The 17,576-nt window shown below is 63.5% G+C and carries 14 protein-coding genes; 10 read left to right on the top strand and 4 right to left on the bottom strand.

Annotation, left to right across the window (positions count from 1 at the left end):
• Positions 1–4: 4 nt before the first annotated feature.
• From U5782_RS30635 to U5782_RS30625, 3 genes are all read left to right on the top strand, one after another.
• On the top strand, positions 5–1,330 hold the full coding sequence (locus tag U5782_RS30635) for an MFS transporter (protein ID WP_322047616.1): 1,326 nt from the start codon (positions 5–7) through the stop codon (positions 1,328–1,330).
• 43 nt (positions 1,331–1,373) lie between these two features.
• Positions 1,374–2,564: a M20 aminoacylase family protein gene (locus U5782_RS30630; protein WP_322047615.1), complete on the top strand. Its 1,191-nt coding sequence runs from the start codon at positions 1,374–1,376 to the stop codon at positions 2,562–2,564.
• A gap of 97 nt (positions 2,565–2,661) precedes the next feature.
• Positions 2,662–3,849 (top strand): porin, encoded by a 1,188-nt coding sequence (locus U5782_RS30625; protein WP_322047614.1) that lies wholly within the window; start codon positions 2,662–2,664, stop codon positions 3,847–3,849.
• 66 nt (positions 3,850–3,915) lie between these two features.
• Here U5782_RS30625 and U5782_RS30620 read toward each other — a convergent pair whose 3' ends face one another.
• A complete protein-coding gene (locus U5782_RS30620; protein ID WP_322047613.1) occupies positions 3,916–4,860 on the bottom strand; it encodes a LysR family transcriptional regulator in 945 nt (314 codons plus the stop codon).
• A 175-nt stretch (positions 4,861–5,035) separates the two neighbouring features.
• Between U5782_RS30620 and U5782_RS30615 the strand changes: the two genes are divergently transcribed.
• The 5 genes from U5782_RS30615 (at position 5,036) to U5782_RS30595 (ending at position 11,833) form a co-directional block, all read left to right on the top strand.
• Entirely contained in the window at positions 5,036–6,253 is a 1,218-nt protein-coding gene (locus tag U5782_RS30615) for an FAD-dependent monooxygenase (protein ID WP_322047612.1), read from the top strand.
• Between the two features lie 289 nt (positions 6,254–6,542).
• Positions 6,543–7,679, top strand: a complete 1,137-nt coding sequence (locus tag U5782_RS30610) for a porin (RefSeq protein WP_322047611.1) — start codon at positions 6,543–6,545, stop codon at positions 7,677–7,679.
• A gap of 297 nt (positions 7,680–7,976) precedes the next feature.
• Entirely contained in the window at positions 7,977–9,551 is a 1,575-nt protein-coding gene (locus U5782_RS30605) for a tetratricopeptide repeat protein (RefSeq protein ID WP_322047610.1), read from the top strand.
• Positions 9,552–9,876: 325 nt separating this feature from the next.
• Positions 9,877–10,587, top strand: coding sequence for a DUF2325 domain-containing protein (locus U5782_RS30600; RefSeq protein WP_322047609.1), 711 nt, complete (start codon positions 9,877–9,879; stop codon positions 10,585–10,587).
• Positions 10,588–10,762: 175 nt separating this feature from the next.
• Entirely contained in the window at positions 10,763–11,833 is a 1,071-nt protein-coding gene (locus U5782_RS30595; protein ID WP_322047608.1) for a fatty acid desaturase, read from the top strand.
• Between the two features lie 25 nt (positions 11,834–11,858).
• Here U5782_RS30595 and U5782_RS30590 read toward each other — a convergent pair whose 3' ends face one another.
• The 3 genes from U5782_RS30590 to U5782_RS30580 all read right to left on the bottom strand — a co-directional run bounded on the left by U5782_RS30590 (position 11,859) and on the right by U5782_RS30580 (position 14,396).
• Complete coding sequence (locus U5782_RS30590) at positions 11,859–13,148, bottom strand: Nramp family divalent metal transporter (RefSeq protein WP_322047607.1); 1,290 nt, start codon at positions 13,146–13,148, stop codon at positions 11,859–11,861.
• A 62-nt stretch (positions 13,149–13,210) separates the two neighbouring features.
• Positions 13,211–13,834, bottom strand: a complete 624-nt coding sequence (locus U5782_RS30585; RefSeq protein WP_322047606.1) for a superoxide dismutase — start codon at positions 13,832–13,834, stop codon at positions 13,211–13,213.
• A 31-nt stretch (positions 13,835–13,865) separates the two neighbouring features.
• The gene (locus U5782_RS30580) at positions 13,866–14,396 is read right to left on the bottom strand and encodes a hypothetical protein (RefSeq protein ID WP_322047605.1); all 531 of its coding nucleotides are present in this window, start codon (positions 14,394–14,396) and stop codon (positions 13,866–13,868) included.
• A gap of 569 nt (positions 14,397–14,965) precedes the next feature.
• On the opposite strand from U5782_RS30580, the gene U5782_RS30575 reads away from it, so the two are divergent.
• Positions 14,966–16,255 (top strand): MFS transporter, encoded by a 1,290-nt coding sequence (locus U5782_RS30575; RefSeq protein ID WP_322047604.1) that lies wholly within the window; start codon positions 14,966–14,968, stop codon positions 16,253–16,255.
• A 61-nt stretch (positions 16,256–16,316) separates the two neighbouring features.
• A complete protein-coding gene (locus tag U5782_RS30570) occupies positions 16,317–17,528 on the top strand; it encodes a M20 aminoacylase family protein (RefSeq protein WP_322047603.1) in 1,212 nt (403 codons plus the stop codon).
• Positions 17,529–17,576 lie beyond the last annotated feature (48 nt).

Below are 17,576 nucleotides of genomic sequence, written 5' to 3'. Positions count from 1 at the left end.
GTCAATGAACGAAATGCCCCGCACGCTGAGCAGCGTCGTGCCGCCCATGAGCCGCAGCGACGCTTCGGCCAGTCCTGCACGACGCGCGCCGACCCGTCGCGCCATCGTGGCCGCCGCAATTGGCAACGGCCTCGAAATGTACGACTTCACGCTCTACAGCTTTTTCGCGGTGACGATCGGCAAGCTGTTCTTTCCCGCCGGCAGCGCGCTTACGTCGCTATTGCTGTCGTTCGCGACGTTCGGGGTGGGCTTTCTCATGCGGCCGCTCGGCGCGCTTCTGATCGGCAATCTTGCCGACCGGCGCGGCCGCAAGGCGGCGCTGACGCTGACCATCGCGCTCATGACCGCCGGCACCGCGCTCATCGCACTCACGCCCAGCTATGCCAGCATCGGTGTGAGCGCAACGATCCTGGTGGTGATCGGCCGCTTGCTGCAAGGGCTATCGGCAGGCGGTGAAGTGGGCGCGGCGTCCGCGCTGTTAATGGAATCGGGCGGCAAGGCGCGTCGCTGCTTCCTGGTGAGTTGGCAGGCGGCAACGCAAGGCGGCGCTGCGCTGCTTGGCGCGCTGTCCGGCGTGGCCGTCTCCGCGTGGCTACCACCCGACGCCTTGCAGGCATGGGGCTGGCGCCTGCCGTTCCTGGTCGGCCTGCTGATCGCGCCGGTGGGCTTTTATATTCGGCGTCACCTCGAAGAAACCCACGTGAGCGAGGCCAACTCGGCATTCAACGGCGTGCGTGTGGTCCTGCGCGAGCACGCCCGCACACTCGTGCTCGGCACCTTCCTCATGACGAGCTCCACGTCTTCCATGTACGTGATCGTCTTCTATATGCCTACGTATCTCGTGCGCACGCTGCACATGCCTTCGGTGACCGCGTTCGCGGCGACCTGCGTGTCCGGCTTCACGATGCTCGTGCTGGCGCCGCTGTTCGGCCGCTTCGCCGACCGCCTGCCGCGCCGCAAGCCGCTGCTGATCGCCAACAGCCTGTTGTCGATGCTGATCGTGATACCCAATTTCACGCTGCTTTCGTCGGGGCCCGGTCTGCCGCTCACGATGATGTGCGTGGCGATCTCCGGCACGCTGATGTCGATCGGCACGGGGGCGGGCACGGCGATGATGATGGAGGCGCTGCCGCGTCATCATCGCGCGACCGGCATGTCGATCATGTACAGCTTTGGCGTGACGATCTTCGGCGGTTTTGCGCCGCTGGCGGTGACCTGGCTCATCAGCGCAACCGGCAGCCGCATGGCGCCTGCGGGCTATCTGCTGTGCGCTTCGCTTATCAGCTTCACTGCGCTGCTGCTTTATCCGAGCAATCCGGGCCGCGATTGACTCCGCCTTCGGTATCGACTCTTTCACTCTCTGGACTTCATTCATGAATTCGTGTGATTCGATTCCGGCCGCCTTGGCGGCCTCGGCCGGACGCTTTGCCGCGCTCCGACACCGCATCCATGCGCATCCCGAACTGGGCGCCGATGTGCCCGATACGGCGGCGCTCGTCGCGGGCCTGCTGCGCGAGTGGGGCTACGACGTGCATACCGGTATTGGCGGTCATGGCGTCGTCGCCCAGTTGAAGTTGGGCAACGGCGCGCGACGGCTCGGCCTGCGCGCGGACATGGACGCGCTGCCGCTTCAGGAGCGCACGGGTCTGGCCTATGCGAGCACGATTGACGGGCGCATGCATGCCTGCGGCCATGATGGCCACACGGTTACGCTGCTGGCGGCCGCCGAGCACCTGGCCGCGACGCGTGCGTTCGACGGCACCTTGAACCTCATTTTCCAGCCCGACGAAGAAGGCTTGAGCGGCGCGCTGGCGATGATGGACGACGGCCTGTTCGATCGCTTTCCCTGCGATGCCGTCTATGCATTCCACAACGCGCCGGGCTTGCCGGTGGGCAAGGCGGTCGTGCAGGCAGGGCCGCTTGGCGGTTCGTCGGATCGTGTGAGCGTGACGTTTCGCGGTAAGGGCGGCCACGGCGCGATTCCGCACCGCGCGGTCGATCCCACGCTGGCGCTGTGCATGGCCGTGGTGGCGCTGCAAGGCATCGTCTCGCGCAACGTCGCGCCGGTGGATGCGGGTGTGATTAGCGTGGGACAGATCTCGGCGGGCAGCACTTACAACATCATTCCCGAAACGGCGACGCTCAAGCTCACCGTGCGCGCCACCGTGCCGGCCGTGCGCGATCTGCTGGAAGCGCGCATTCGTGCAGTGGTCGAGCATCAGGCCGCGTCGGCGGGACTGGTGGCCGATATCGTCTACGACCGCATGGTCCCGGCGATCATGAATACGCCTGCCGAAGCCGAACTCGCACGCGCGGCCATTGCGAGCGTGCTGGGCGAAGCCCAGGTGATCCAGGTGCCGCCTTCGACTCAAATGGGCAGCGAGGATTTCGCCTGGATGTTGCAACGTCTGCCGGGCTGTTACTTCTCGCTAGGCAACGGTACGGGCGAATGGGTTGGCTGCTCGTTGCACAACGATGGATACGACTTCAACGACGCAATCATTCCCATCGGCGCCGCCTGCTGGGTGGCGCTGACTGAAGCCTATCTGCGCAGCGAAGACTAGGCAGGTGGGGACGCGAACGTATGCGTTCGCGTCTCTTTGATAGTTTGTTATCCGAAATAAAAAATCATAAAGTAGCACCAAACGGAGATCTTTTTTCATGCGCAAGCGGGCATTGGCATTGGCAGTGGCGGTAAGGATGGTGGCGTTGGGAGCAATTTCGGGCAGCGCGTACGCGCAGTCGAGCGTGACGCTCTATGGCACGATCGACGTTGGCGCTGTGTTCAATTCGAACGCGGGCGGCAAGCAGCAGTACGCGCTTGCAAGCGGTAACGCCAGTTCGAGCGCCTGGGGACTCAAGGGCAGCGAGGATCTCGGTGGCGGGATGAAGGCCATTTTCACGTTGGAGAACGGCTATAGCGCGACCACGGGCACGATCTCGCAAAACGGCACCTTCTTCGGACGCCAGGCGTTTGTCGGACTCTCGGGCGAGCCCGGCACGCTCACGCTAGGCCGCCAGTATTCGAGCGCCTACTGGTACACCGGCTATCTGACAGCAGGCGGCAGTTGGGCTGCGGCAGGCGCGGGCTATGGCGCGCATCCTGGCGATGTCGACAATCTCGACACGTTCTCGCGCGTCAACAACGCGGTGAAGTACACGACGCCGAACTTCTACGGCTTCTCGCTTTCGGGCATGTACGCGTTCGGCAATCAGGCGGGGTCGATCGCGACGAATCGCATCGTCGCGGTGGGGGGCGGCTATGCACGTGGGCCATTGACGCTCGGCATCGGCTATCAGAGCGCCGACCGGCCGAACTTCTCGTTCTTCGGCGACAAGGCGAACGACAGCGCGAGCGCCAACAATATCTACAGCCCCGTGTACGCGGGTTTCGCTTCGGCGGGCGCGCAGAAGATTTTTTCGGCGGCCGGCACGTATGTGCTCGATCGCGCGACGCTGGGCCTCGCGTATAGCAATACGCGCTTCACGGATCTGGGCTCCGTTGCGGTGGCGGGATTGAGCGCGACGGAAAAGGCTTTTCGCGGCACGCAGTCGTTCAATATCGGCGAGGCGAGTGTGAGGTTTCAGCTAACGTCAGCGTGGATGTTGGGCGCGGCGTGGTCGTATACGCAAAGCACGGGCGTGACGCACGCGCATTATCAGCAGGTCGATCTGGTGGTCGATTACGCGTTGTCGAAGCGAACCGATCTGTATGCGATGGGTTTTTATCAACATGCGTCGGGCACCGATTCGCGCGGCTTGCCCGCGGTTGCCGCGATTGCTGGTGTGACGGCTTCTAAAACCGATGCGCAGACGCTGGCTACGGTGGGGATTCGGCATCGGTTTTAGACGCCGCGAATTGAGGGGCGCGAAAATCGCAGGCGATTGCGCATCGACGCATCGCCCTTTTCCCCCTCACTTCCCCTTTCGCGCCACCACCTTACGCCCGTGTGCGGCCGTGTCCGCGAACAGATCGATCACCACCTCGCGCAACCAGCGATTGCCTTCGTCCTGCTGCACGCGAGTGTGCCAGAGCAGATGGATCGGCGCGGCCGGTAAGGTCATGGGCAGCGCGCGCAGACTGAGCGAGAACGGTGTCGCGAGTTGCAGCGCGAGCCGCTCCGGCACCGTAGCGATCAGGTCGGTGCGTTGCAGGATGTAGCCCACGCTCATGAAGTGCGGCACCGTCAAACGTACCTGGCGCCGCACGCCACGCCGCTTCAACCAATCGTCGACCTGGCCGTGGCCGGTGCCAGCCGAGACTACGACCAGATGCTCGGCTTCACGCCAGTCCGCAAGCGTGAGCGCCGCGTCCTCCAGCGGATGCCCGCGCCGGAACAGACAGACATAGCGCTGATCGAACAGGCGGCGTTGATAGAAGCCCCCTTTGAGTTGCGGAAGCAGGCCCACGGCCAGGTCGACGCGTCCTTCGGCCATTTCATCGCTCAGATTGACGCTGGTATTGCGCACCGTATTGAGTGCGACGCCCGGCGCTTCGCGCGACAGCCGTTCGAGCAGCGCGGGTAGAAAAACGACTTCGCCGATGTCCGTCATGCCGATCGTCATGGTGCGCGTCGCGCGCAGCGGATCGAAGCCCGTCACCGGATTGAGCGCCGCGTGCAGGGTCGCGAGCGCATGGGACACCGGCTCCGCCAGGCGCAGCGCGAACGGCGTGGGCACCACACCGCCCGGCGCGCGCACGAACAGCGGGTCGCCCAGCCTGCGCCGCAGCTTGGCGAGCGCATTGCTGACGCCGGGCTGGCTCATGTTCATCTGTTCCGCGACCGTCGCCACGCGCCGTTCCTGCATCAGTCGCTGAAAGAGCAGCAGCAGATTGAGGTCGATATCGCTGAGTTCCATAACATTCCATTCGCCTGGCCGGGTTGATTCTGTTGAGTGATGAAGCGCATTCATTTCATCTTATTGAGCAATGAAGGTCCAGTGCTGAAAATACTGACGTGGTCCAGGCATTCGGCGCCCCGCAGGCGCGTCGCGGACGACCCCACCCAACAATGCGGATACAGGAGACACCTTCATGACGCGAATGGATATGAAGATTGCGATCGTCGGCGCCGGCATCGGTGGTTTGACGCTGGCGCTCGCGCTGCGCGAGCACGGGATCGATGTTCAACTCTTCGAGCAGACCGACGAGTTGCGCGAAGTGGGGGCGGCCGTGGCGCTTTCGGCGAACGCGACGCGCTTTTACGAACAAATGGGGCTACGCGCCGAGTTCGAAAGGGTCTGCGCGGAGGTGCCCGGACTCATCTATCGCGATGGCCGCAGCGGCGCAGTCATCGGCCATCATCGCGGCGCGCCGGATTATCGGGCGCAATTCGGCGGCTCGTACTGGGGCGTTCATCGCGCCGATCTGCAGGCTGTGCTGTCCACGGCGGTGGGCCTCGACCGTATCAAGCTCGGTCATCGGCTGGTCGATCTCACGCAGCACCCCGATCGTGTGACGCTTGCGTTCGACAACGGCCAGCGCATCGACGCCGATCTCGTGATTGGCGCCGACGGGGCGCGCTCGATCACGCGCCGCTGGATGCTGGGTTATGACGACGCCTTGTATTCGGGATGCTCGGGTTTTCGCGGTGTCGTGCCGGCCGATTCGCTGCACCTGTTGCCCGACCCCGAGACGATTCAATTCTGGGTCGGGCCGGGCGGCCATCTGTTGCATTATCCGATCGGCGACAACGGCGACCAGAATTTTCTGCTGGTCGAGCGTCATCCTTCGCCGTGGCCGTCGCGCGATTGGGTCCTGCCGGCAAGCGAGGGCGAGCAACTGCGCCTGTTCAAGGACTGGCATCCCGCTGTCGTGCAGATGGTCACGGCCGTGCCGATCAGTCAACGCTGGGGCCTGTTCCATCGCCCGCCGCTCGGCCGCTGGAGCAAGGGCCGCGTCACGCTGATCGGCGACGCCGCGCATGCGCTGGTGCCGCACCACGGTCAAGGCGCCAACCAGTCGATCGAGGACGCCGTCGTGCTGGCCGCGCAACTGGCCAAGGCGGGCGCGGGCAACTGGCGCGAGGCGCAGGAAGCCTATGAACGCCTGCGCCGTGGCCGCACGCGCAAGGTGCAGTATGCGTCGATCACCACGGCGGACGTGCTGCATCTGCCCGACGGGCCGGCCGCCGAGGCGCGCAACGCCCGTCTGGGCGATCGCGAGAGCTTGCTGAATCACCTGGACTGGATTCACGACTTCGACGCGCTCAACGAAGAGCCGAGCGATCGTCAGGGCGGCACCTGGCTCTAAGCGAGCCAGCAAGTCGATCGGCGTCACGCGCGGTTTATCCGCGCGTGACGCAAGCAGATCCGTCCATACCTCGTGGATATGGAATCTATACCGAATAGGTGTTGGACTGCTTATTGCGCGGTCGATACTATCAGCGCACTAAAACAACCGATTCGATCCCCGGTTTGCGAAGGGTTCTGATTCAATCCGTATTCGTGTTGTAGAAGTCGAAGAATGACTAATCAATTTTTATTAATTGATTAGTCATGCGTAGAAATAAAATAAATCCCCATCATGGTTTGGAGACTCTATGAGATTGCACCCTCTCATTGGCGCAGCTTTGCTCGGATTCGCGACGACCGGCTTTGCGCAAAGCAGCGTGTCGCTGTACGGCATTATCGATACGGGCGTGGAATACATTTCACATGCCAATGCAGCGGGGCAGAGTGTTGTGCGTATGCCCTCCGTCACGGGAGAATTCCCTTCGCGTTGGGGTATACGCGGCACCGAAGATCTGGGCGCGGGCTATAAAGCGCTTTTTGTTCTGGAAAGCGGCTTCAACGTTTCCAATGGCACCATGGGACAAGGTGGACGTCTCTTCGGGCGGCAAAGCTGGGTGGGCATCGAAAGCCCGTACGGCACGTTGTCTTTCGGCCGCCAATACACCATGACCTACCTTGCCGTGCTCGATGCCGACCTGCTCGGCCCGAACATTTACGGCTTGCCTTCGCTCGATGCCTATATTCCGAACGGTCGCGCGGACAATTCGGTGGCCTGGCGCAGCAAGTTCGGTGGATTGACGGTGGGCGCCATGTACTCGTTCGGTCGGGACTCGGCAGGAACCGGCAATTCGCCCGGGCAGGGCACGTGTGCCGGTCAGACGCCTGGCGATATGACCGAATGCCGTCTGTGGTCGGCCATGCTCAAATACGATTCGACGTGGTTCGGCGCCGCGGCTTCCTATGAAGAGCAAAGAGGCGGAGGCACCACTGCGGCGGCAAACTTTTTCGATGGCGTGAAACCCGTGTCGTTGACCTCGAATGCGGACAAGGACGATCGCGCCCAGGTCAATGGGTACGTGAGTATCTATGGGGTCAAGCTGGGTAGCGGCTGGATCGGTCGATGGGTCGACACGAACTCGTCAGGCGCGCCGAACGTCCATTCCAATCTGTTTTATTTCACCGCTAATTACTATTTCACTCCGGCGGTTTCCGTCGATGGCGGCGTCTATCACGTCACGGTATCGGGGCAGGACGCGCGGGCGACGTTGGGTGTGCTGCGCACGACGTACTTCTTTTCGAAGCAGACCGCTGTCTATCTCCAGGGCGCGTACCTCGCAAACAGCGCGCACGCAGCCTTTACGGTCAGCGCCGGGGGCGGGGGCACGACACCGGCGCCGGGACTGGGCCAGGTGGGTGTAATGGCCGGGATTCGTCACATGTTCTGACGAATGCGGTGAAAATAGTGCTCGCAAGGCTTACCGATCGACGCGATAAAGAAGCGGCCTGGCATGATGTGTAAGTCTTGTGAAATATTCGATCGGAGAAAATTACCAATCATGACGAAGCGGAAATAAGGGACTGAAATTTGCCTTATTCAATGGCTAATGCGATGCGTCGTCGATTAACATAACGACTTTCTGCGACAAGCGGCGGCTCATGACGCACATGATGCTCACGTGGGCCCGCGAAGCGTGTCGCCTTCAGCTCTCTTCACCGGGGCGGGCGCGTGCGCCCGCGTATGCATGATTGACCCCAACGCTGCGCGGCTCGCGCAAGCGCAACAGCATTTTTCCGCTGGCGATCTCGACGCTGCGGAGCAAGAACTGAAATCGATCCTCGCGGCGAATGCCGATCACATCGGTGCGCTCGAAGCGATGTCTTTCGTTTGTGTTGCGCGCAAGGACTACGTAGGCGCAGCCGATTTTGCGTGGCGCGCGGCGCAACCGGCCGCGACCCAGCCGCAGCAGTTGCAGCGCGCCGCACGGATTTGCCAGCTCGTGCAACGCCACGCCGATGCCGTCACGCTCTACGAGCGTCTGCTCGCATTCGCGCCCGACCACGCCGATTCGCTGCATGGCGTGGCGATGTCGCTCGTGCAGATGGAGCAGGGCGAGGCCGCGCTCGCTTATCTCACGCGCCTGACGCAACGCTATCCGCTCCAGGCGGAAGTCCATTACAACCACGGCACGCTGCTTGGCCAGTTGCGGCGCTACGACGAGGAGCTTGCTGCGTATCGGCGGGCGATTACGCTCAAGCCGAATTTCGTTGCGGCCCACACCAATCTGGGCGTGGCCTTGCGCGATCTGCATCGCTTTGACGAAGCATTGCGCCAGTTCAAGACGGCGTTGTCGATCGACGCGAACGATCCCGGCGCGCGCACCAATCGCGCGCAGACCAATTTGCTGCTCGGGCAGTTCGAGCACGGCTGGCGCGAATACGAATGGCGCTGGCGCGACGGCGCGATGGCGCACGGTTTCCCCGACGCGCAGCAGTGGAAGGGACAAGCGCTCGAAGGCAAGACGGTGCTCGTGCACGCGGAACAGGGCTTTGGCGACACCTTGCAGTTCGTGCGTTTCGTTCCTCGCCTCGCAGCTAAGGGCGCGAACGTGATCGTGCGCGTACAGGATGCATTGTTGCCCTTGTTGCAGGATGTGGCGAGCGCGGCGAGCGTGATCGGAAAATCCGCACCGCTGCCCGCGTTCGACTATCACCTGCCGATGTTGAGCCTGCCTCACGCACTCGCACTTCGCGTTGCCGATTTCGCGCCGGCGGGCGACTATCTTCATGCGGACGACGCGCAGCGCGCAGCGTGGTCCGACGTGATCGGCGAACCGGATAGCGTGTCGAAACGGCTGCGCGTCGGCGTAGTCTGGTCGGGCAGCGAGGCGCATTTGAACGATCGCAATCGCTCGATACCACTCGCCACGCTCGCACCGTTGTTCGATGCCGATGCGTGTTTCGTGTCCCTGCAAAAAGACATGCGCGAGCGCGACCGAGCCTGCGCTGACGAACTCGTGCAGCACGGGAAATTGATCGACACGGGTGCGCGCCTGACGACGTTCGAGACGACGGCGGCGCTCGTCGCGCAACTCGATGTGGTGATCGCCGTCGATACGGCGGTCGCGCACCTGGCGGGCGCGCTCGGCAAGCCGGTGTGGATCGCGTTGCCCTACACGCCGGACTGGCGTTGGCAACTGGATCGCGACGATAGCCCGTGGTACGCCAAGGCGCGCCTGTTCCGCCAGACGCAGCGCGGCGAGTGGGGCGACGTGGTGACGGCATTGCGCAACGCAGTCGAAGCGGGCATCGCGGCCTGATCGACGCACCGGGCGGCGAATACGGCGGACGATACGTGTTTGCCGCCTCTGGACCCTCTCCTCCCTTCGACGGCGAGCCTGCGACGTTCTGATCGCGGCTCGCGTCACGTCAATGCGCCTTCGGGCGCTTCAGCACTGGCTTCCCGACGTAAGCGGGACGCTCCATCCTGAATCGCCTGAGCGAGCTACCTGAGGAACGCTTGGCGAAATGCCGAAGTTTTAGGATAATGAGAATCATTTCGATTTAGGTGCGGAGTGTGCGACCGCGACATCATGGCGGTGGCAACGCGCGCCACCATCGCGGTGCCAACGAGGACAACGCGCAATGACAGCGACAGAGCATGACTGGACACGCCTGTGCGACGAGCACAGCCGCGTCGTAGCGGAATATGGGCACGCGCAGCGGCGGGTGTCGGATCTCATTGCGCAGCAGGCGCACCGCATAAAGACGCTGGAAGCGCAGGTCATGCAGTTGCGTGCCGCAGCGATCCTGCGCGAGACGGCGCTTGCGTGGGCGCGCGAGGACATGGATGCGCTACAGGCGAGCGTGCCCGGGTTGCCGAGGCGCCTGGCGCTCACGCAGCACGTGCGCGCGCTGGAGGCGCGCATACGGGCATTGATTCGGGCTCAGACGATGCCGGCCACGGCCCATGCAGGCAAGACCGTCAACACGGCTAACACGCTGCCCGTCGGGCCGACCTCCACGGGAGCTCACACCCCGCGCGATATCGAACGCACTGAAAAAGTCGTGCTGTGGGTGAGCCGCGATGACCTCACGTCGCGCGCGCCGGATCGTGCCATCGAGAGTGCGGGCGTGCGTCTCGTGCGTACCGATTGCAGCGATGCCGTGCGTCTCGACAGCGGACTCGCCGACGCCGATCTCGTGATCTGCCAGGTCGGTTGCGTCAGTCATGGCGACTGGTGGCGCGTCAAGGACTACTGCACGCGCACCGGCAAGCCCTGCGTGCTCGTCGACCAGCCCGAAGCGCTACAGCGCGTGGTGGCGGCGCACGCGGACGCCGGCACGACCCGCTAGGCCGCTCAAGCGCGGTTTCGCGCACATTCTCATCGGGTGGCGCGCCTCGCTCGCCGCCCGTTTTCGTTCCGCCCGCGACGGTTCGACGATCGGGAATCCTTACCGTGGATCGACGCTCGCGGGCACACCGCATCACCTGCGCATCCCATGCGCTTTACACGAGGATCGAGTCTTCATGACGTTGCCTGTCCAGCCTGTTCCACCCACCGAGCCATTACCGCACCGGAAGATCCTGCGCGGCTGGCTCGAACCGCTCGCGCGACGGACCACGCTGTATCCGTTGTTGCTGTTATTGCTCGATTACGGGCTGTTCGTGGGCCTGCAAGCGCTCATCGTGTTCGTCCCGAACCTCATCGTCAAAGCGCTTTGCGCGCTGGTGTGCGGCTTCGTGATCGGTCGCCTGTTCATCATCGGCCATGATGGTTGCCACCAAAGTCTCACGCCCAGCCGACGCCTCAACAAGTGGCTCGGCCGCATCGCGTTCCTGCCATCGCTCACGCCGTATAGCCTCTGGGAAGTCGGGCATAACGTCGTCCATCACGGTTATACGAACCTGAAGGGCTTCGATTTCATCTGGGCGCCGCTGACCCGCGCCGAATATCTCGCGCTCTCGCGGCCGCGCCGCCTGATCGAGCGCGTGTATCGCAGCGGCTGGGCGCCAGGCCTGTACTACATGGTCGAGATCTGGTGGCGTCGCATGTTCTTCCCGACGCGTCGCGCAATGCCGTCGCGTCGGCCGATTTTCTTCCGTGACTGCTGGCTCGTGACGGTGTTCGCGCTCGGCTGGCTCGCCTTGCTGGCCTGGGCCGCGTTCGCGACGCATCAATCCGTATGGCTGCTGCTGGCGACGGGCTTCGTGATTCCGTTCCTGTTCTGGTGCTCGATGATCGGTTTCGTGGTCTATGTTCACCATACGCACGAACGCGTGAGCTGGTACGAGGATCGTGCCGCCTGGACGCGCGCGCAGCCGTTCGTGACGACGACCGTGCATCTGACGTTCCGCTGGCACTTTGGCGCATTGATGCATCACATCATGGAGCACACCGCACATCACCTCGATATGAGCATCCCGCTGTATCGACTGGAGGAGGCGCAGGCGCAGCTCGAAACGTTGCTACCGCAACGAATCGTCATTCAGCCGTTTTCGTGGCGCTGGTATTTCGCCACCGCGCACTACTGCAAACTGTACGATTTCGAGTCGGCGTGCTGGACGCAGTTCGACGGGCGCAAGTCGGCCGGAGATTGACTGGAGCCGTGAACCGCGCAGACGTTCAAAGACTCTTGAACGTCTGCGCCAGCAGGACCAGATTGAGTGCGACGATGATGACCGTCGCAAGGATCGCGAGCAGATTCGTCGCGCGGGTGTTGGCGAATTCGCCCATGATGTCGCGTCGCCGGGTGAACATCACGAGTGTGATCATTGGCACCGGCAACGCGAACGACAGCACGACCTGGCTGAGCACGAGCGCCTGGGTGGCGTTCACGCCGAGCGCCACGACCACAAACGCGGGCGCCATCGTGGCGAGCCGCCGCAACCACACGGGAATGCAGAAGCCCACGAAGCCCTGCATGATCATCTGCCCCGCCATCGTGCCGACCACCGAGCTGGAAATCCCCGAACAGATCAGCGACACCAGAAAGATGGCCGCCGCGCCCGCGCCAAGCAAGGGCGTGAGCGTGTGATACGCGCTGCCGATGTCGGCGATGCCACTATGGTTCGGATGAAACGCGGCGCTGGCCATGATGACCATCGCCATGTTCACGAGTCCGGCCACGCAGAGCGCGGCGATGACCTCGCGATTCGAGAAGCGGATCAGCAGACGGCGCGCGTGCGCATCGCGCGCGGGCGCGCGTTGCTGGGTGAGGCCGGAGTGCAGGTAGATGGCGTGCGGCATGACCGTCGCGCCGACGATGGCGACCGCCACCGTGAGCGCGCCGCCATCGGGAATCGACGGCACGAACGCATGCAGCGCGACCTGCGACCACTCGATGGGCGCGATAAACATCTCGGCGAGATAGCACAGCCCGATCACGCCGACGAGCACGCCAATCACGATTTCCATCGGCCGAAAGCCGTTGCGTTCGACGGCGAGAATCGCACAGGTGACGAGCGCCGTGATCGCCATGCCCACGAGGAGCGGCAACTTGAAGAGGAGGGCGAGCGCGATCGCGCCGCCGAGGAATTCGGCGAGGTCGGTGGCCATCGCCGCGACCTCGCTGGCGGCCCACATCGCGTAGACGGCGGGGCGGGGAAACTGCTCGCGGCACAGCTCGGCCAGATTGCGGCCCGTGGCGATGCCCAGGCGCGCGGACAGCGCCTGAAACAGCATGGCGATCAGATTGGCCAGCAGCACGACCCACAGCAAGGCGTAGCCGTATTGCGAGCCCGCCTGGATGTTGGTCGCGAAGTTGCCCGGGTCCATATAGGCGATCGACGCGACCACCGCCGGGCCCGCGAACAGCAGGGCGGAACGCGCGCCGCTGCGCTTGCCGGCGAGTACGTCCTGCATCGCGGCGGCGGCGCGACCGGTCAACGTGCCCTTGCTCGCCACGGTATTCATCGAAACCTCCCGGTTAGGCCAAGGCGTTCCTCGTGGGTCTGCATGGCCTGGTCAACGGCTGTTTAGCCGCGCGCCGCGGCATAACGCCGGGCGACTTCGGGCCAGTCGATCACGTTGTAGAACGCCGCGATGTATTCGGGACGGCGGTTCTGGTACTTGAGGTAGTAGGCGTGCTCCCACACATCGAGGCCGAGAATCGGCGTGTTGCCCGACATCGGTCCGGCCATTAGCGGGCTGTCCTGGTTGCCAGTGTGCTCGACGACCAGCTTGCCCTGCGGGTCCACGCACAGCCACGCCCAGCCGCTGCCGAAGCGCGCGAGCGCTGCCTTCGTGAAGGCGTCCTTGAATGCGTCGAAGCCGTCGAGGTCGGTATCGATGGCGCGTGCGATGTCGCCTTCGGGCGCACCGCCGCCGCCCGGCGACATGACGGTCCAGAACAGGCTGTGATTCGCGTGGCCGCCGCCGTTATTGCGCACGGCGAGTTGCAGCGTGTCGGGCAAGGTCGCGAGGCGCGCGACCAGCGTTTCGATCGGCAGATCGTGATAGGGCGTGCCTTCGAGTGCCGCGTTGAGATTGTTGATGTAGGTTTGATGGTGCTTGGAGTGGTGAATCTCCATCGTGCGCGCATCGATATGCGGTTCGAGCGCGTCGACGGCATAAGGCAGTTCAGGCAGGACGTAGGGCATCGGCGAGTTCCTTTCGCATCAGTCAAAAAATTCAATGCGCCGCTGACACGGCACCCATGAGCGCGAGATCGCTCACCCCCAGCGTGCGCGTGACGAGGGGATGGGCGCCGTGGCGGCGTGCATGAAGGATCAGGGCGGTGCGCGTTTCGCGGCTGTGGCGCAACGCGGCATGACGAAGCGCGGTCTCGCGGCGTTCGTCGAGATAGAGCGAGAGGGCGGCCTCGTGGGCGTGACAGAGGCTTTCGGCGCTGCGTGCGAGGTCGCCGCGCGCCGCTTGCAGATCGGCGAGATTGAGCCAGGAGACGATCAGGGCTGCTACGCAATCCTCAGTGCGGCCGGGAACGGGCGTATCCATCAGTTGGCGCGCCAGCGCAAGCGCACGCCGATAACCGGCAAGCGCGGTTGCGCTGCGGCCCTTGCGTTCCGCCTCGATGGCGTGACGCGTAACCGTTTCCCAGACATCAAGACTCGGACTACTAACGGATTGTTGAAGTGAAACGCGTGGCGTGGCGCACGGCTGCATGACGAAAGCTCCCTGGTTGTGCACCCTTTGCGTGGACACGAAGCCTTCGTACTCGGGTTATCTAATGATAATCATTTGCATTTAGATCTGGCAAACCCTTTTTGGAAACGAGCGTTCGGGAGGGGGCGCAGAGCGTGGGGCATTGGGCGCAAAGCCTGTTGGGGCGTGCGGTTCAGCCGGTTCGCTCAAAGCCCGAGCGCGATAAAGACCGTGCTTTGAACAAGGGCAATTGAGGTCCGAGTGCGTCGGATCGAATGAGCGGGTGACAAACCTCTATTGACTTGCCGGTCGGGGTGTGGGGACGGTTGATCCGGGCGCCGCGCGCCATGCTACTCCGCCATGTCGATATGCCTTGTCCGGCGGGGCCTCCAGCACGGCACAGCGGTGTTGGGGCGAAATGCCCGAGGGCGTTGGGAAAGAGTCCGGACACGCCCAGATAGCGCGAGGTAAGCACATTGATTCCATCCAGTTATCACGATGAAAATTTCTCACTTCTTTCAAAAATCTCCCTGGCCTGAATATCGATTCGCGCATGGCCGTTTGCGCATCACGCCTCGCACGAACGCGACGTTCGACCCGACGTTCAACCTTGCTCGCGGAGATCCGCCATGAATGACGTAACGCTAGGCGCTGCTGCCGCCGTCCCCGCGCCGGCGCGCCAGAGCCAGTTTCGCCTGATCGCCGCGTGTTCGATCGGCAATGCGCTCGAAATGTATGACTTCACGGTCTACAGCTTCTTCGCTCTCCTGATCGGTCGACTCTTTTTCCCCTCCGATAGCCCGTATGGATCGCTGCTGCTCGCGGTGGCGACCTTCGGCATTGGCTTCGTGATGCGCCCGCTCGGCGGGCTCGTGATCGGCAGCTATGCCGACCGCCGGGGCCGCAAGGCGGCGATGACGCTCACCATTGCGCTGATGGTCGGCGGCACGCTGTGCATCGCGCTCGCCCCCACTTATACGCAAGCGGGCGTGGTGGGCTCGCTCGTGCTGCTGGCGGGGCGTCTGTTGCAGGGCTTTTCGCTGGGCGGCGAGATTGGTGCGTCCACCTCCATGCTGATGGAGTCGGGGTCGGTCGCGCAGCGTGGCTTTCGTGTGAGCTGGCAACTGGGGAGTCAGGGCATTTCGGCGCTGCTCGGTGCGCTCACGGGCGCCACGCTTTACGCGACGCTCACACCCGCCGCGCTCGAAGGCTGGGGTTGGCGCCTGCCGTTCCTTGGCGGCCTTCTGATTGCGCCGGTGGGGCTCTATATCCGCTCGAAGCTCGATGAAACGCACGAGCCCGAAGCCGACGCGCCCAGCCCCCTCGGCACGCTGATGCGCGAGCACGGCAGCAAGGTGGTCAAGGGCATTCTCGCGGTGACGGCGGGCACGGTCGGCATGTATCTCGTGGTGTTCTTCATGCCCACTTACATGATCCGCGTGCTCAAGATGCCGCCGTCGCTCTCGCTGCTCTCGGGCTGCGCGACGGGGATCACGATGCTGATCGCCTCGCTGGTCTCAGGGCGTCTTGCCGATCGACTCACGCATCGCAAGCCGCTCGTGATGGCCGCGCTCGTGTTCAACCTGCTGGCGGTCGTGCCCGCGTTCTGGCTCATGACGCGCTTTCCCAGCGTGCCGCTCGTCCTGCTGCTCTCGGTGATCCTGACCGCGGCTTCGAACCTCGGCTCCACGCCCATGCTGCTGGTGCTGATGGAAATGTTGCCGAAATCGGTGCGCGCAAGCGGGCTTTCGGTGATCTACAGCGTGGGCGTGACGGTATTCGGCGGCAGCTCGCAGTTCATCGTCACCTGGCTGATCGCGAAGACGGGCAACCCGCTCGCACCCGCGCTCTATATGGTCGTGTGCGGACTGGTCACGCTGCTCGCCGTGGCGAGCATTCGCGAACGCCGTATTAGCTGAATTCAAAGAGACAAAGCAGAGCCAATACGCTCAGAGACACCCTTCAGGAGGAAGCAACGATATGAAGCGCGAAACCACTCTCACGCCGTTCCAGCTTTTGCCCACTCTGCTGCCGGAAATCGAAATCGACGCCGAGGAGTTCGTCGGCATTCGCCGTCAGATTCATTCGCAGCCCGAATTAGGCTTCGAGGTCGGATCGACTGCGAAACTTGTGGCGATGCTGCTGGAGAAGTGGGGCTACGAGGTGCATACGGGCATTGGCCGCAGCGGCGTGGTCGGTCAACTGAAGGTCGGCAACGGCACGCGGCGGCTAGGTATCCGCGCCGATATGGACGCACTGCCCATCGTCGAAAACACCGGCCTGCCATATGCCAGCCAGAACGCGGGCAAGATGCATGCGTGCGGCCACGATGGCCATACCGCGATTCTGCTGGCGGCGGCGAAACGGCTCGCGCAGCAGCGCGATTTCGACGGCACGCTCAATCTGATTTTTCAGCCCGACGAAGAGAACCTGTGCGGCGCGAAAGCGATGATCGACGATGGCCTGTTCGAGCGCTTTCCCTGCGATGCCGTGTACGGCCTGCACAATATGCCGGGCGTGCCTGCCGGAACGTTTCGCGTGCTCGCGGGGCCGGTGAGCCTGTCGTCCGATGTGGCCGACGTGACGCTCAAGGGCGTGGGTGGTCATGGGGCCATGCCGCATCGCGTGAAGGACCCGATCGTCGCGGCGGCGGCGCTCGTCACGGCCCTGCAAACGGTGGTCGCGCGCAACGTCGCGCCCGACGATACCGCGGTTGTGTCGGTCGGCTTCATTCGCGGTGGGGCCACGCATAACGTGATTCCAGAATCCGTCACGCTGGGCCTGAATATCCGCGCAGCGCGCCCTGAAACGCGCGAACTGGTGGAGCAGCGCGTGCGCGAGATCGTCACGGCTACGGCGCAGGCACACGGCGTGGAGGCGCAGATCGATTATCGTCAGCTCACGCCGCCGATGGTCAATACGCCGGAAGAAACGTTGCTCGCGCAACAGGTGTGTGCGGAACTGGTGGGCGAGGAGAACGTCGTCGTGCAAGCGCCGAAGGGCTTGAACGGCAGCGAGGATTTCGCGTGGATGCTCAAGGCGGTGCCGGGCTGCTATCTGCTGCTTGGCAATGGCGAAGGCGAGTTTGGCGGCTGCATGGTGCATAACCCAGGCTACGATTTCAACGACCAGGTTTTGCCGTTGGGCGCGGCGGCATGGGTGCGGCTCGCGCAGCGTTTCCTTACGGCGTAAGCGTATCGAAGGGGGCTTGAAATATGGTGTAAAACGCGGCGCGGCAAC

The organism is Paraburkholderia sp. J67 (assembly GCF_905220265.1).
GTDB lineage: Bacteria > Pseudomonadota > Gammaproteobacteria > Burkholderiales > Burkholderiaceae > Paraburkholderia.
The sequence above is the reverse complement of the archived record's forward strand: the minus strand, read 5'-3'. Positions and strand labels throughout refer to the sequence as shown.